Genomic DNA, 14,473 nt, shown 5'->3' with positions numbered 1-14,473 from the left:
CGCTTAACGCTCGGGCGCCGGCGATCGCGTCACCGCTTTCCTGTTTTTCCGCCTTTCTTTTTCTTCCCGCCCCCGACGCCGGGGACGCTTCCCGCAAGGAAACACCGTGTCTGACTTCGCCCCTACCCGCCGGCGTATCTGGGCGCTGGCATGGCCGATTATTCTCTCCAACATCACCGTTCCCATGCTGGGGCTGGTGGATACCGCCGTGGTCGGCCACCTGCCGGATTCCCGCTACCTCGCGGCGGTTACCCTGGGGGCGACGCTGTTCGGCTTTCTCTACTGGGGCTTCGGTTTTCTGCGCATGGGCACCACGGGGCTGACCGCCCAGTCCGTGGGACGCGGCGACAATATGGCGGTCAGGAATCTGCTGGGTCAGGCGCTGATCATGGCAGGCCTCATCGGCGTGCTGCTGATCCTGCTGGCTTCACCGCTGATTACGCTGGGGCTGTGGCTGCTGGATGCCAGCCCCACGGCTACGCCGCTGGCCCGGGACTATGCGCACATCCGCCTGTTCTCGGCCCCGGCGGTGCTGGCCAACTACGTTATTCTGGGCTGGTTTCTCGGCCAGCAGAATTCGCGGGTCACGCTCTGGATTCTGCTGCTGACCAACGTGGTCAACATTATTCTGGACCTGTGGTTCGTGGTGGGGTTGGGCATGAGCAGCGACGGCGTGGCCTGGGCCAGCGTCATTGCCGACTATGCGGCGCTGGCCTTCGGCGGCTCCTTGGTGCTGCGCCAGCTGGGGCGCCTGCCGGGGCAGTTTCTGCGCCGGCGGCTGCTGGCCCTGGGCGCTTACAAGGCGCTGTTCAGCGTCAACGCCAACCTCTTCGTACGCACCCTGGGCCTGCTCTTCGCCATGGCGTTTTTCACCGCCCAGGGCGCCCGCCAGGGCGATACCGTGCTCGCCGCCAACGCCGTGCTGCTGCAGTTCATCATGCTCACCAGCTACGGGCTGGACGGCTTTGCCCACGCCGCGGAGTCGCTGGTAGGGCGCGCCTTCGGCCGCGACGACTGGCGCGCCTTTGCCCAAACCGTGAGCGCCACCGCGCGCCTGTCGCTCTACACCGCCGCCATCGCGGCGCTATGCTTTGCGCTGGGCGGCAACGCCCTGATCGCGCTGCTGACCGATCTGCCCGAGGTGCGCGACACCGCCGCGGTCTACCTGCCCTGGATGGTCGCCATGCCGCTGATCGCGGTATGGAGCTATTTTTTCGACGGCGTGTTCATCGGCACCACCGCCGTCAGGGAGATGCGCAACAGTATTTTCATCGGCCTGGCGGTGTATCTGCCGGTATGGTGGCTGGCACAGCCGCTGGGCAACCACGGCCTCTGGCTGGCCTTTATGCTGTTTACGCTGGTGCGCTCGGCGGTGCTGGTCGGCTATTATCAACGCTACCGGCGCACCCGCTGGCGCCAGCGCGACGGCTGACACAGCCGGCCACGCTCCGCCCCGGCGATGCTTTCTGACACTCACACACGGGATGCCATGCTGACATCTGCCCTACGCACCCTGACCCGCCCGCTTGTTGGCGGAATACGCCGGCCGGTGGAACGCCACCTGCCGGACCCGCTGACCATTGCCCTGCTGCTGACCATCGGGGTCATCGTGGCCGCGGTCGCCGTTGAGCGCCGGCCGCCGCTGGAGGTGCTGAGCCTGTGGGGCAACGGCGCCTTCAGCCAGCTGGCGCTGTCAATGCAGGTGTTGCTGCTGACGCTGGCGGGCATGGCGCTGGCCGGCGCGGCGCCGCTCAACCGGGCACTGGAGCGGATCGCCGGGATCATCGCTACCCCCGGCCGCGCCCTGGCGTGGGTGACGCTGGTTGCGCTCACCGCCAGCCTGCTGCACTGGGGACTGGGGCTGGTGGCCGGCGCGCTGATGGCGCGGGCGCTGGCGCGCCAAATAGCGGTGGACTACCGTTTGCTGGTCGCCAGCGCCTATTCGGGCCTGGTGGTCTGGCATGGCGGGCTGAGCGGTCGCATACCGCAGATGATCGCCGCCCAGGGCCACGACTTCGCCGAGCGCATCGGCACCCTGGCACTCGCCGACACCCTGCTGACGCCGTACAACCTTGGCATTCTCGCCGGGCTCGCGGTAATCCTGCCGCTGCTCAACCGGCTGCTGGGCCTTACCGGCACCCCGGAAGGCCCGACGCCTGAGGCGCAGGAGCCGCTACCGCGCCCGCGCCGGACCCACCTGGCCGAACGGCTGGCGCAGAGCCACTGGCTGGCCGGGTTGCTGGCCGCGCCGGCGCTGCTGTTCGTCGCCTACGATGCCCTCTGGCTGGGTCGAGGGTTGACCCTCAACACGCTGATTTTGGGGCTGCTGGCAACGGCTCTGGTGCTCCACCGCACGCCCGTACAGCTGTACCACTGCCTGGAAGCCGGCGCTGCCAAAACCGCCGGAGTGATTCTCCAGTTCCCGCTTTACGCCGGCATAATGGCGGTCATGGCACAGTCGGGGCTGGCGCTGTCGCTGACCGACACCCTGCTGGCACCCGCGACCGCTGCCTCGCTGCCGCTGTGGGTGTTTCTCGGCGCCGGGACGCTTAACCTGCTGGTGCCGCCGGGCGGCGAACAGTGGCTGATGCAGGCCCCGGCCGTTATCCACTCCGCCGAAACGCTGGGCATGGATCTCCCCCGCGCGGCGATGGCCGTGGCCTGGGGCGACGCCTGGAGCAATCTGATCCAGCCGTTCTGGGCGCTGCCGATGCTGGCGATCACCGGCCTCAGGGCCCGCGACATTCTCGGCGTCGGGCTGATTCAGCTGGTGGTGACCGGCCTGGTCATCGGCGCCGGGCTGCTCTGGCTATAGGCCACATCACGGCTGTACGCCGCGGCGGCGTTTCTCTATTGTTCCCCAAAACACTGCGCCCAAAAACAGGGCGACGGCCCTTTTATCCGAAGGCTTTTCATGACTGACAATACCGATGCGTACCACGACATGCTGCCCGACCAGCATGAGCTTTCCATGACCGTGCTGATGACGCCGGATATGGCCAACTTCAGCGGCAAGGTTCACGGCGGCGCGATTCTCAAGAAACTCGATGAGGTCGCCTACGCCTGCGCCAGCCGCTACTCCGGCCACTACGTGGTCACGCTGTCCGTGGATCAGGTGCTGTTCAAGCAGCCCATTCACGTCGGCGAGCTGGTGACGTTTCTGGCCTGCGTCAACCACGTCGGCCGCTCGTCCATGGAGGTGGGTATCAAGGTGGTGGCGGAAGATATCCGCGACCAGGTCATCCGCCATACCAACAGCTGCTATCTGTCCATGGTCGCCGTCGACGATAACGGCAAGCCGGCCAAAGTGCCGCCGCTGGCGTTGAAGACCCCGCTGCAGGAGCTGCGCTTTGAAAAGGCCGCATTGCGCAAGAAGCTGCGCAAGGAAGCCGAACAGGCCGAGGAGCGCGCCCAGCAGGAACACCAGGCCAACCGCTAACGCCGCCCGGAGGTAGCCCATGTCGGCCACATCGCCGCTTACCCGCAAACGCCGGCGCGCCGTCGAGCTCGTCCATCTGGGCGGGGACGTGCTGATCATCATCGCCGTGGTCGCCAATCTGACGCTGCTGCTGGTGGACTCGCTGTTTCTGATCGAGCCGCTCAACGAGGCGTTTCAGGCCGTCGCCCCCGGCGCCCACGGCTTTTATGACAGCGTCATTCATCAGCGCTTTTTCCGGATCGATCTGGCCTTCGTGGCGCTGTTCGTCGCCGACGTGCTGCTGGGCTGGACCCTGGCCATCGTGGAAAAACGCTACCACCGCTGGTTTTTCTACCCGTTCATCCACTGGTACGACGTGCTCGGCTGTATCCCGCTCGGCGGCTTTCGCCTGCTGCGTGCGCTGCGCGTTATCTCGCTGCTACACCGCCTGAATCGCCTGGGGCTGGTGCACATCGAGCGCTGGACGGCCTACCGCTTTGTCGCCAAGTATTACGACATCCTCCTCGAAGAGCTTTCCGACCGCATTGCCGTGCGCCTGCTGAACAACGTCCAGCAGCAGGTCAAGGCCGACAGCACCCTGGCCGACGGCCTGATCAACCGCGTGGTCGTCCCGCGCAAGGAACAGCTCATCCGCGAGATCACCCAGCGCCTCGAAACCAGCGCCGGGCGCGCCTACGACGGCAACCGCGACGCGGTGATGCGCTACATCAGCGAAGTGGTCAATCACACTCTGCGCGAGAGCCCGGAAATCCGCCGGCTGGAACGGCTGCCCATGGGCAGCGCGGTCTCCGGCAGCCTGGAGGCGTCGCTGGCCGGCGTGGCGCACCGGCTGGTGGACGAACTGGCACAGGGGATTCATACCCCCGGGTTTCGCACCCTGGTCAGCGATACCGCCGAAAGCGGCTTTGACGCCTGGCTGACCGTCGACGCGGGCAGCGCCGAGGTCACCGAAGCGGTGCTGGTGGACGCGCTGGAAATGCTCAAGGAGCAGGTCAGCCACCAGGCGTGGAAGGATCGCTATGAGTAACGCCGCCGCGCGCCAAAGCCGCGGCTTTCTTTCAACCGGCTTTGCCCAAGCCACAATGATGGTTCCTGCATGTCCTGTTTTTATCGCCTGATTGTTTCCTGCCCCGACCGCGTGGGTATCGTTGCCCGAGTGTCGGGGTTTATTGCCGACCACGGCGGCTCCATCACCGAAGCCAGCCAGCACTCCGACCTGCAAACCGGGCGGTTTTTCATGCGCTACGAAGTGCGCGCCGACAGCATCAACATGACCCACGGCGATTTCCGGGCCGCGTTTGCGCCCATCGCCGACGCCTTCGAGATGGACTGGGCGATGACCGATTCCCGCGACAGCCAGCGAATCGTGCTTATGGTGACCAAGGAGAATCACTGCCTGGCGGACCTGCTGTACCGCTGGAGCAACGACGAGCTGGGCGGCGATATCGTCGGCGTGGTGTCCAACCACGAAAGTATGCGCTCACTGACCGAATGGCACGGCATTCCCTTTCACCACGTCCCGGTCGACGCCGACAACAAGGCGCCGGCGTTCGCTCGGGTTGAGCAGCTGGTGGACGACATGCGCGCCGACTGCATCGTGCTGGCGCGCTACATGCAGATTTTGCCGCCGGATTTATGCGCACGCTACGCCGGGCGGGTGATCAACATTCACCACAGCTTTTTGCCCTCCTTTGCCGGCGCCAGGCCCTACCATCAGGCTTATGAACGCGGGGTCAAGCTGATCGGCGCTACCTGCCACTACGTGACTCAGGAACTCGATGCCGGGCCGATCATCGAGCAGGGGATTCACCGCGTCAGCCACTGCCACACGCCGCAGGATCTGATGCGCTTTGGCCGCGACGTGGAAAAAAACGTCCTGGCCCGAGGCCTGCGCTGGCACCTGGAGGATCGCGTGATCATTCACGGCAACAAAACCGTGGTGTTTGCCTGACGCCAGGGCATCGCCGAGCCGGGTGTGCCACACCCGGCTGCCGCCGGCGGCTTACCCCTGGGCGGCCTCCTGCACGGCTTCACCGCCCTCTTCGACATCCTGGCCCACGCCGGCCAGGGTATTGCAGCCGGTGAGCATGCCGGCCACGAGCAGTGCGGCGAGGCCGCCCAACAGCGCCCTGCCGAATACGTTGCGGTTTGTCATTGAAGTCATGTGTGTCTCCTGTTGCCGTTATGGAATACACCCGCAGCCTGGCAGCGTCGACCGCTCGACGGCAACGTTCGCTGACGCCAGCGCACTGTCGGATCGCGCTCGGGGGGTTCGCAGCGGGGGCTTGCCTGCTATGCTTTGTCGACTTCGCCATGCTTGGCCTTTCGTATAATACTTATAAGAGATCACTACAAGGAGTTGGCACGATGCACGTTTTGCTCTGCCCCGACAGTTTCAAGGATGCCCTGAGCGCCCAGGGCGCCGCCGATGCCATGGCGTGCGGTATTCAACGCGCCCTGCCCGGGGCGCATACCCGCACCTGCCCGCTGGCCGACGGCGGCGAAGGCAGCCTCGAATCGCTGATCATGGCGACCGGCGCCGAACGCCGCGAGGCCCGGGTGCAGGATGCGCTGGGCCGCCCGGCGACCGCGACCTGGGGCTGGCTGGCCGAAGAGCGCACGGCGTTTATCGAACTGGCCGAAGCCAGCGGCCTCCAGGCGCTGACGCCGGACGAGCGCGATGCCCGGGTGACCACCACCTACGGCGTGGGCGAGCTGTTTGCCGCCGCGCTGGATGCCGGCGCGGAAAAAGCCCTGCTGCTGCTCGGCGGCAGCGCCACCAACGACGCCGGCGCGGGCATGCTGACGGCGCTGGGCGCGCGCCTGCTCGACGCCAAGGGCCAGGAGCTCGCCGCGGGCGGTGCTGATCTGGCCCGGCTTGAGACCCTGGACCTCTCGGGGCTGGATTCGCGCCTGGCAACGCTGGCCTTGGAAGCCGCCGTGGACGTCGACAACCCGCTGCTCGGCGGCCACGGCGCCAGCGCGGTTTTCGGCCCGCAGAAAGGCGCCGCGCCCGAGGTCGTCGACGAGCTCGACCGCGCGCTGGGCCACTTTGCCGACGTCAGCGCCGCCGCACTGGGCGAAGACGACCGCGACATGGCGGGCGCCGGCGCCGCCGGCGGCATGGGCTTTGCCGCCCGGGCCTTCATGGGCGCCGCGCTGAAACCCGGCATCGAGATGATCATGGAGCAGGCCAACATGGCCGAGCGCCTGGCCGAAGCCGACCTGGTGATCACCGGCGAAGGCAGGCTCGACGGCCAGAGCCTGGCGGGCAAGACCCCCATCGGCGTCTCCCGCGCGGGCCAGGCTGCAGGCAAGCCGGTGGTCGTGCTCGCCGGCAGCCTGGGCGACGGCTGGCAGGCCTGCTACGACGAAGGCGTCACCGCCGCCTTTGCCCTGGCCGACGGCCCCACCAGTCTCGAAGACGCCGTGGCCCGCACCGCCGACCTGCTGACCGACCGCTGCGACAGCATTGCCCGGCTATGGCACGCCGCCGGATAGCCGGATAAAAGTCGGCTGAACAGGAGCCCGCCCCTTGAATCCGGCGCTGTTCGCCGGCATATACCGGAGTAAGCCAAAACGTGCACGGACACGGGTTTGACTGATTCCAATGCCGCCACGCGGCTTTCACCAGGAGGCAGTATGACCGATATCAACAGCATTGGCCTGAAACAGACCAGCGCCGAACAGCTGGCCGACAAGCTCAACCAGCTGCTGGCCAACTACCAGATCTTTTACATGAACGTGCGCGGCTACCACTGGAACGTCAAAGGCCAGGATTTCTTTCAGCTGCACCCCAAGTTCGAAGAATTCTACGACGATCTGCTGCTCAAGGTGGACGAAGTTGCCGAGCGTATTCTGACGCTGGGCTACACGCCGGTTCACGCCTACAGCGACTACGTCAAACTCTCGCGCATCCATGAAGACAAGGATGTCAGCGACGGCAAGGCCTGCGTGGAAGGCATCGTCCGGGGCTACCAGACGCTGATCGAGCTACAGCGCGAAGTGCTCAAGCTCACCGAAGACGCCGGCGACGAAGGCACCGCCGACCAGGCCGGGCAGTACATCCGCGAGCAGGAAAAAACCATCTGGATGCTCAACGCCTACCTGGGCCGTTAAACGCCCCGATTCGCCCGCACCATACGAAAACGGCACCCTTCGAGGTGCCGTTTTTTTCGTCGTATTTTTTGCTGATCAAGCTCTTATAAACCCCGGGGCTACGCTGCGGTCTGGCGCCCCAGCGCTTCCGCCAGCGCCTTGAGCTGCGCCCAGAAGGCGTCGACCGAGGCAATCTCCACGCGTTCGTCCGGCGAGTGGGCGCCGCGAATCGTGGGGCCGAAGGAGATCATGTCGAGCCCCGGGTACTTGCTGCCCAGAATGCCGCACTCAAGCCCCGCGTGGATCACCTTGACCGCCGGCTCACCGCCCTGCAGCGACCGATGGCAGTCGATAAAGCTCTGCAGCAAGGGGCTTTGCGGGTCGGGCACCCAGCCGGGGTAGGCGTTCTCGGCCTTGACCCTGGCGCCGATCAACCCGAACAGCGCACGAAAGCGGTCGGTCATCGCGGCAACGGCGCTGTCGTGCAGCGAACGCACCAGGGCGCAGAGGTGAAAGCGGCCGTCTTCCAGCTGCAACACGCCCAGGTTGTTGGAGGTTTCCACCACGCCGTCGACCTCGGCGCTCATGCGTTCCACGCCGCAGGGCGCGGCGTGCAGCGCGGCCACCAGCATGGCGCTGGCATCGGGGTTGAGCGCTTCGGCGGGGACGTTTTCCGCCGCCGTGGGCGTGACGCTCAGGGTGATGGGCGCTTCGGCCCGGCCCAGCTCGCTGCGCAGCGTGGCTTCCAGCGACGGCATTCTCGCCGTCACGGCATCCACCTCGTCCGCCGGCAGGGCAACGCGCACGAAGGCCTCCCGGGGGATGGCATTGCGCAGGGTGCCGCCCTGATAGCTCACCAGCCGCGCGCCGGCAAACTCCAGCATGCGCAGCACACGCATCAGCAGGCGGTTGGCGTTGCCCAGCGGGCGATGAATATCCATGCCCGAATGGCCGCCCTGGAGTCCGGTGAGGGCGATATCCAGGCAGCGCTCGTGGGACTCCACCGGCGTCTGCGGCAGGCGCGCGTCCACCACGACATCGCTGCCGCCGGCGCAGCCGATATAGGCTTCACCGCCCTCTTCGCTGTCCAGGTTGAGCAGCAGGCTGCCTTCCAGCCAGTCTTCCGCCAGCGCCAGGGCACCGCCCATTGAGGTCTCTTCCTCCAGCGTAAACAGCGCCTCCAGCGGGCCGTGGGCGACGTCGGTGCTTTCCAGCAGCGCCAGCGCCGCCGCCACGCCCAGGCCGTTGTCGGCGCCCAGCGTCGTGCCGTCGGCGTGCAGCCAGCCATCTGCCACGTAGGTGCTGATGGGGTCTCGGGTGAAGTCGTGGGGGCGGTCGGCGTTGGCCTGGGCGACCATGTCCAGATGGCCCTGCAAAATCACGCCGGGCGCGTTTTCGCTGCCTTTGGCGGCGGGCTTTTGAATCCGCAGGTTGCCAAAGGCATCGCTGTCGTGGGCCAGCCCGCGCTCGTCGGCCCAGGCTTCCAGCGCGGCCACCAGCGCCTCTTCGTGGCCCGAGGGCCGGGGCGTATTGCACAGGGTACGGAAATGGCGCCAGACCGGTACCGGGGCCAGCGCGTCAAGATGTTCGTTCATGACAACTCGTCTTTGGGATAATCCTCCCACTTTACTCCCCTGTCCCCACGGGCGAAAGCGTACCGCCGCTGTGCCCGGCCGCGTTCAGCAAGGTCGCGGTCGCGTGGCGCAGCGCGCTGACGTGCTCGCGATGGCTCCCCGCCAGAGGGCGATTCTGAAAGGCAAAGCCCGCCAGCTCGGCGCAGGCGTCATGCGCCCGGGCCCCCAGCAGCCGATGCGCGGCGGCCACGGCCAGCGCCTGTAGCGCCGGCCGTGCCAGGCGCGGGTCCCGGCGGGCGTAGGCCACGTCGTACATGGCCTGGCGCGCTGCCTCCGGCACCGCCGGCGGCGGCAGCGCCGGCAGCAGCCGCACCAGCGCGGCGGGCGGCAAGCCGGCCAGATCAAAGGCCAACAGCCCCGGCAGGTTCCGGGCAAAACGCCGGGACAGCTCGCCGAGTACCGCTTCGCCGCGCGGGGTCAGCGCCCGGGCGACCATCAGCGCGTACTCGCCGGTGGCGGTATCCCGGGAGATTCCCAGCCGCACCGGGACAAACCCGGCGGTCTGCCAGAACGCCAGAAGCCCCGCCTCGGCGCCGAAGGTGGCGCCCAGCAGATCGGCATGATCGTCTCGCGCTGCTTTTTCGGCCGCCGCCAGCAGCCGGCGGCCGGCGCCCTGCCGTCGCTCATCGGGGTGCACTGCAATCCGCGTTATCCGCTGCCACCGCGCGGTTAACGCGTCGCGGCAACCGACGTGAGCCGCCAGCGACTGCGCCAGCAGATGCCCCTGGGGGCGGCGTTCGCCGCGCGCCACCTGCTCGGCCAGCGCGGCGTCAAAACCGCCCTCTTCGCGCATGACCGCAACCCCGGCGGGCGCCCGGGCGTCGCCCAGCACGCCGATGCGGGTCGCCGGCCCGTCGAGCAGCTGGCGCACATCGTCCGGCGTGGTGCGGTAGTGCGACTGCACCAGCAGGCCGAAAAGCGCTTCCAGCGTTGGCTCGTCCTGCGCCAGCGTCTCGCGTTCGCGCCAACCCACGGCGCTACCCTCGTGGCTTACCGGCGCCGGCGGCGCGGCGCGTAACAGCAGCAGCCGGTTGAGCGTGGCCTCCAGCGGGTCGTTTGGGGCGAAGCGCACCGGCTCGGTCAGCGTCAGCGCCTGCCATTGCGGTGTCTGGCGCGTCAGGCGCTCGCGGAACCGCAGCGCAAAGCCGCGCCCGGAACCTTCGTAGCCGTGAACGGTGGTGGCAAAGGCAATCCGTGGGAAGGCGTCAAGCCACTGCCCCAGCAGCGCCGGGGGGATCGCAGCGGCTTCGTCGACCATCAGATAGCTGCCGTCGCCGCCCAGGGTGCCCGCCTCCACGGCGGCGGTCAGCGCATCCGGGGCAAAGAACTCCAGCACGCCGCCGTTTTCCCGCGTCAGCCGCCCGGTTTTTTCCGGGCGAACGCCCGCCTCGGCGGCGGCGTGGGCAAACAGCGCCGCCACGGCATCGGGGCGCGGCGAGGTCACGGCGATGTGCGCCACGCCGCGCGCCAGCAGCCGGGCGCAGGCGATACCCAGCGCGGCGCTTTTGCCCCGGCCCCGATCAGCGGTAATCACCAGCGGCCGTCGGCGTTTCAACCGCGAGAGGCGAGCGACCGCCCGGGCCTGATCCTCGGTTATGCAGGCCGAATCCTCGGGTATCGCGGAAGCCGCCGACGAAGCGGAAAAGCGCGGCAGCCAGGGCGCGGCGACCCCGGCGCGCCAGCGAATAACGCCGGCATCGGCGGCCAGGCAGCGTTCCAGCCGGGCGAGGTAGTGCGCGCTGAGGTCCTGCCAGGCGTGGGGGTGGTCGGCAATGCGCCGGTAGTCGGCGTCCGGCTCGTTGCCCCAGCCGGCGGGCGTTATCAATACCAGCAACCCGCCGGCGGTGAGGGTGCCGCCCAACGCGCCCAGCGCATCCGGATTCAGGCCCGTGGTGGCATCGACCACCACCAGCTCGTGCTCCTGCCCCAGGCGGGTGCGCGCCTTGCTCGGGGGCAGCGTTGGCGGCAGATCGGCGGTCTCTTCAGCCGGCGTCCCCATCCACAGCGGCGCGGCCCAGTCGCGCGCCTGCCATAGCGCCAGCGCCCGGCAGCGCCCGGTCGCCGCATCGCCTTCCAGCCACAGCAGCCGGCGAGTGCGGCGGCGCGCCAGCCTGGCGATATGGTGTAGCACGGCGCTGATGCCGCGCCGGTGGCTATCCGGCAGCCGCCCTTTGCTCATCCGGCCTCCTGTTGTTTGCCGTGTATGGTTTGCCGCGTATTGTTTGCGTCGCTTCATCTGCATCGTGGCGCGCGCGTCGTTGTCGACTGCCCGGGCGATTTTCACCGTCTACCACGCGTACGGTCCAATAAAGCTACAGGTCGGGTGGCGCCAATGATACGATTTACCGCTGAGAGTTAATCGCATTATCACCTGTCACCCCGCCAAACCCGGACGCGAAGGAGGGTTGTTTTGTCTCATGCCGTTGGTCGCGGGCTGCCCGCCCTCTTTCACCGCCTGCGCTACCGCCGCATGCCGGGCATCAGCCCCTGGGCCCTGATGCTCTTTGCCATTGCGCTGCTGGTGGCGCTGCCGGTGATCGTGGTGTTCAGCCATATTCTTTTTCCGGCCGGCGATGTCTGGCAGCACCTGGCCTCGACGGTGCTGCCGGGGTATTTGATCAATACGTTCTGGATGGTACTGGGCGTGGGCACGGGCACGCTGATCATCGGTACCGGTACCGCCTGGCTGGTGGTGATGTGTCGCTTTCCCGGCAAGCGGATCTTCGAGTGGGCGCTGCTGCTGCCGCTGGCTGTACCCACCTACGTCATCGCCTACGCCTACACCGATTTTCTCCAGGTGGCGGGGCCGCTGCAAAGCCTGCTGCGCGAGCTTACCGGCTGGGAATACGGCGACTACTATTTCCCCAACGTGCGTTCGCTGGGCGGCGCGGCCACGCTGATTACGCTGGTGCTCTACCCCTACGTCTATCTGCTCGCCCGGGCTTCGTTTCTCGAGCAGTCGGTATGCGTGCTCGACGTCGGCCGCACCCTGGGGCGCGGGCCCTGGCACCTGTTCGCCAGCGTGGCCGTGCCGCTGTCGCGCCCGGCGCTGGTGGGCGGCGTATCGCTGGTATTGATGGAAACGCTCAACGAATTCGGCGCGGTGCAGTTCTTCGGCGTCGACACCTTCACCACCGGCATCTACCGCACCTGGTTCGGCCTCGGCGAACAGGTGGCGGCGGCGCAGCTGGCGGCCTGCCTGCTGGCGTTTGTCATCGTGCTGGTGCTGTTGGAGCGCTGGTCACGGGGCAAGCGACGCTACTTTCATACCACCAACCGCTACCAGCAGCTGCCCGAGTACCGCCTCGGCGGCTGGCGCGCCGGCGCCGCCCTGCTGGCCTGCCTGCTGCCGGTGCTGGTGGGTTTTGTGCTGCCCGCCGGTATTCTGCTCAGCCTGGCCGTTGACCACGGCGATGCGCTGTTCGGCGCGCGCTTTATTGGCCTCACGGCCAACAGTCTGGGGCTCTCGGCCAGCGCGGCGGTCATCGCGGTGGGCATGGCGCTGCTGCTGAGTTACGGGGTGCGTATTCACAACACGCCTTTCGCCCGGATCAGCTCCCGGGTCGCGTCCATGGGCTACGCCATTCCCGGCTCGGTGGTCGCCGTGGGCATTCTGATTCCGTTCGCCTGGCTGGATAACACCCTCAACGTCTGGCTCAACGAGCACTACGGCAGGGTCGTCGGGCTGATCTTCAGCGGCTCGGCGTTCATCCTGATCTACGCCTACGTGGCGCGCTTTCTGGCGGTGTCGTTCAACGCCGTGGAGGCCAGCCTGGGCAAGGTAACGCCAAGCATGGACGCCGCCGCGCGCACCCTGGGGCAGACCGCCGGCGGCACCCTGCGGCGCATTCACACGCCGATGATGCGCTCCAGCCTGCTGGCCGCGGGCATTCTGGTGTTTGTCGACGCCATGAAGGAGCTGCCCGCCACCATCATCCTGCGCCCGTTCAACTTCGACACCCTGGCGGTGCGGGCGCACAGCCTGGCGTCCGACGAGCGCCTGGCCGAGGCCTCGACCTCATCGCTGGCCATCGTGGTAGCCGGCATCATCCCGGTGATTCTGCTGAGCCTCGCCATGCGGCGTTCACGCCCCGGCAGCCGAGTCGGCAAAGACGAAGACCTGGGATAGATCCAGATGAATATCCACCGGCTGACCTTCGGCGGGCAAAAACACCCCCGGCACCCGAGCGTGGAGGTGGGCATCTTCACCGCCCGGGCCGTGGGCGCAGAGGTGAATCAGGCTTGAACGCCCCAGCAGCTTGGCCATGATCACATGGCTGTGGGCGTGGTCGTTGTGGTCGGCGTCGCGCTCGCTGATACGCAGCGCCTCCGGGCGCACCATCACCGTGGCGTCGCTGCCCTCGGGCAGCCAGCCGGCCTCGATGGTGCCCACCGGGGTCGCTACCCTGCCGTTTTCCACCACGCCGGCCAGTTCGTTGACCCCACCGAAAAACGTCACCACGAACGGATCGCAGGGTGCGCAGTAAAGCTCGCGCGGGGTGCCGGTCTGAACGATCTCGCCGTCGCGCATCAGGGCAATGCGGTCGGCCATGAACATCGCCTCTTCGGGGTCGTGGGTGACCAGCAGCGTCGCCGCGCCGACGTTTTTGAGCACGTGCAGGGTATCGTCGCGGATGCGGTCGCGCAGGCGCGCATCGAGGCTGGAAAACGGCTCGTCGAGGAGCATCAGTCGGGGCTCCGGCGCCAGCGCCCGAGCCAGCGCCACGCGCTGCTGCTGGCCGCCGGAAAGCATGTGCGGATAGGTCTCGGCGTAGTCGGCCATGCCCAGCTGTTCGAGACGCGCCAGCGCCCGCCGGCGGCGCTCGGACGCCGGCAGCGGCTTGAGGCCGAACATGACGTTTTCCACCACCGAGAGATGCGGAAACAGCGCCGACTCCTGAAACGCCAGGCCGACGCTGCGCTTTTCCGGCGGCACATGGCGCCGACCCGGCGCGGCAACGGTCCTGCCCTCCAGGCTGACTTCCCCTTCCTGCAGCACCTCCAGCCCGGCGGCAATGCGCAACAGCGTGGTTTTGCCGCAGCCCGACGGGCCCAGCAGGCAGACGACTTCCCCCGGCGCCACGTTGAGATCCACCCCGTTGACTACCGGCTGCCGGTCGAAACGGTGGCGCACGTCGCCAAGCGCCAGCGCCGGGGGTCGGCCCTCGGCGCCCCTGGATGGTGGCGCGACGTTTGCGGAGGTCGAGGATGCCGCCGGCGTTTGCATGGTTGCCATTATCGTATTCCGCCATTGTCGAGGGCAGCGGCTGAGGTGCCTCGCTGCCGGGATAACTGAAAGCCA

The 14,473-nt window shown here is 67.5% G+C and carries 12 protein-coding genes; 8 read left to right on the top strand and 4 right to left on the bottom strand.

The window, feature by feature from the left end; translation table 11 throughout:
• Positions 1–106: 106 nt before the first annotated feature.
• The 5 genes from C793_RS0103555 to purU all read left to right on the top strand — a co-directional run bounded on the left by C793_RS0103555 (position 107) and on the right by purU (position 5,390).
• The gene (locus tag C793_RS0103555) at positions 107–1,432 is read left to right on the top strand and encodes an MATE family efflux transporter (RefSeq protein WP_017429580.1); all 1,326 of its coding nucleotides are present in this window, start codon (positions 107–109) and stop codon (positions 1,430–1,432) included.
• 57 nt (positions 1,433–1,489) lie between these two features.
• Positions 1,490–2,815 carry a TIGR00366 family protein gene (locus C793_RS0103550; RefSeq protein ID WP_017429579.1) on the top strand — a complete coding sequence of 442 codons (1,326 nt, stop codon included), beginning with the start codon at positions 1,490–1,492 and terminating at the stop codon, positions 2,813–2,815.
• A 99-nt stretch (positions 2,816–2,914) separates the two neighbouring features.
• The gene (locus tag C793_RS0103545) at positions 2,915–3,439 is read left to right on the top strand and encodes an acyl-CoA thioesterase (protein ID WP_017429578.1); all 525 of its coding nucleotides are present in this window, start codon (positions 2,915–2,917) and stop codon (positions 3,437–3,439) included.
• A 19-nt stretch (positions 3,440–3,458) separates the two neighbouring features.
• A complete protein-coding gene (locus C793_RS0103540; RefSeq protein WP_017429577.1) occupies positions 3,459–4,466 on the top strand; it encodes an ion transporter in 1,008 nt (335 codons plus the stop codon).
• A 69-nt stretch (positions 4,467–4,535) separates the two neighbouring features.
• Entirely contained in the window at positions 4,536–5,390 is an 855-nt protein-coding gene (purU, locus tag C793_RS0103535) for a formyltetrahydrofolate deformylase (RefSeq protein WP_017429576.1), read from the top strand.
• 51 nt (positions 5,391–5,441) lie between these two features.
• On the opposite strand, the gene C793_RS0103530 is transcribed toward purU, so the two are convergent.
• Complete coding sequence (locus C793_RS0103530) at positions 5,442–5,603, bottom strand: entericidin A/B family lipoprotein (RefSeq protein ID WP_017429575.1); 162 nt, start codon at positions 5,601–5,603, stop codon at positions 5,442–5,444.
• Between the two features lie 203 nt (positions 5,604–5,806).
• Between C793_RS0103530 and C793_RS0103525 the strand changes: the two genes are divergently transcribed.
• Positions 5,807–6,940, top strand: coding sequence for a glycerate kinase (locus C793_RS0103525; RefSeq protein ID WP_017429574.1), 1,134 nt, complete (start codon positions 5,807–5,809; stop codon positions 6,938–6,940).
• Between the two features lie 141 nt (positions 6,941–7,081).
• Positions 7,082–7,558 carry a Dps family protein gene (locus C793_RS0103520; RefSeq protein ID WP_017429573.1) on the top strand — a complete coding sequence of 159 codons (477 nt, stop codon included), beginning with the start codon at positions 7,082–7,084 and terminating at the stop codon, positions 7,556–7,558.
• Between the two features lie 98 nt (positions 7,559–7,656).
• Here C793_RS0103520 and C793_RS0103515 read toward each other — a convergent pair whose 3' ends face one another.
• Together C793_RS0103515 and C793_RS13485 are read right to left on the bottom strand one after the other, a co-directional pair.
• Positions 7,657–9,132: an aminoacyl-histidine dipeptidase gene (locus C793_RS0103515; protein WP_017429572.1), complete on the bottom strand. Its 1,476-nt coding sequence runs from the start codon at positions 9,130–9,132 to the stop codon at positions 7,657–7,659.
• Between the two features lie 31 nt (positions 9,133–9,163).
• Positions 9,164–11,350, bottom strand: coding sequence for a GNAT family N-acetyltransferase (locus tag C793_RS13485; protein ID WP_017429571.1), 2,187 nt, complete (start codon positions 11,348–11,350; stop codon positions 9,164–9,166).
• A 291-nt stretch (positions 11,351–11,641) separates the two neighbouring features.
• Here C793_RS13485 and C793_RS0103505 point away from each other — a divergent pair, with 291 nt between their 5' ends.
• On the top strand, positions 11,642–13,300 hold the full coding sequence (locus tag C793_RS0103505; protein WP_051038330.1) for an ABC transporter permease: 1,659 nt from the start codon (positions 11,642–11,644) through the stop codon (positions 13,298–13,300).
• Here the strand turns inward: C793_RS0103505 and C793_RS0103500 are convergent.
• Positions 13,256–14,407, bottom strand: a complete 1,152-nt coding sequence (locus C793_RS0103500) for an ABC transporter ATP-binding protein (RefSeq protein WP_017429569.1) — start codon at positions 14,405–14,407, stop codon at positions 13,256–13,258. The two genes, C793_RS0103505 and C793_RS0103500, sit on opposite strands and share 45 nt — an antisense overlap.
• Between the last annotated feature and the right edge of the window lie 66 nt (positions 14,408–14,473).

This window comes from Vreelandella jeotgali Hwa (assembly GCF_000334215.1).
Classification (GTDB): domain Bacteria; phylum Pseudomonadota; class Gammaproteobacteria; order Pseudomonadales; family Halomonadaceae; genus Vreelandella; species Vreelandella jeotgali.
This window is presented reverse-complemented; position numbering and strand designations above follow the sequence as displayed.

Bases quoted from the DNA above. Each gene is read 5' to 3' on its own strand.
- C793_RS0103550 (WP_017429579.1), top strand. From the start codon at position 1,490: ATGCTGACATCTGCCCTACGCACCCTGACCCGCCCGCTTGTTGGCGGA.
- C793_RS0103545 (WP_017429578.1), top strand. From the start codon at position 2,915: ATGACTGACAATACCGATGCGTACCACGACATGCTGCCCGACCAGCAT.
- C793_RS0103540 (WP_017429577.1), top strand. From the start codon at position 3,459: ATGTCGGCCACATCGCCGCTTACCCGCAAACGCCGGCGCGCCGTCGAG.
- purU (WP_017429576.1), top strand. From the start codon at position 4,536: ATGTCCTGTTTTTATCGCCTGATTGTTTCCTGCCCCGACCGCGTGGGT.
- C793_RS0103530 (WP_017429575.1), bottom strand. From the start codon at position 5,603: ATGACTTCAATGACAAACCGCAACGTATTCGGCAGGGCGCTGTTGGGC.
- C793_RS0103525 (WP_017429574.1), top strand. From the start codon at position 5,807: ATGCACGTTTTGCTCTGCCCCGACAGTTTCAAGGATGCCCTGAGCGCC.
- C793_RS0103520 (WP_017429573.1), top strand. From the start codon at position 7,082: ATGACCGATATCAACAGCATTGGCCTGAAACAGACCAGCGCCGAACAG.
- C793_RS0103515 (WP_017429572.1), bottom strand. From the start codon at position 9,132: ATGAACGAACATCTTGACGCGCTGGCCCCGGTACCGGTCTGGCGCCAT.
- C793_RS13485 (WP_017429571.1), bottom strand. From the start codon at position 11,350: ATGAGCAAAGGGCGGCTGCCGGATAGCCACCGGCGCGGCATCAGCGCC.
- C793_RS0103505 (WP_051038330.1), top strand. From the start codon at position 11,642: ATGCCGGGCATCAGCCCCTGGGCCCTGATGCTCTTTGCCATTGCGCTG.
- C793_RS0103500 (WP_017429569.1), bottom strand. From the start codon at position 14,407: ATGGCAACCATGCAAACGCCGGCGGCATCCTCGACCTCCGCAAACGTC.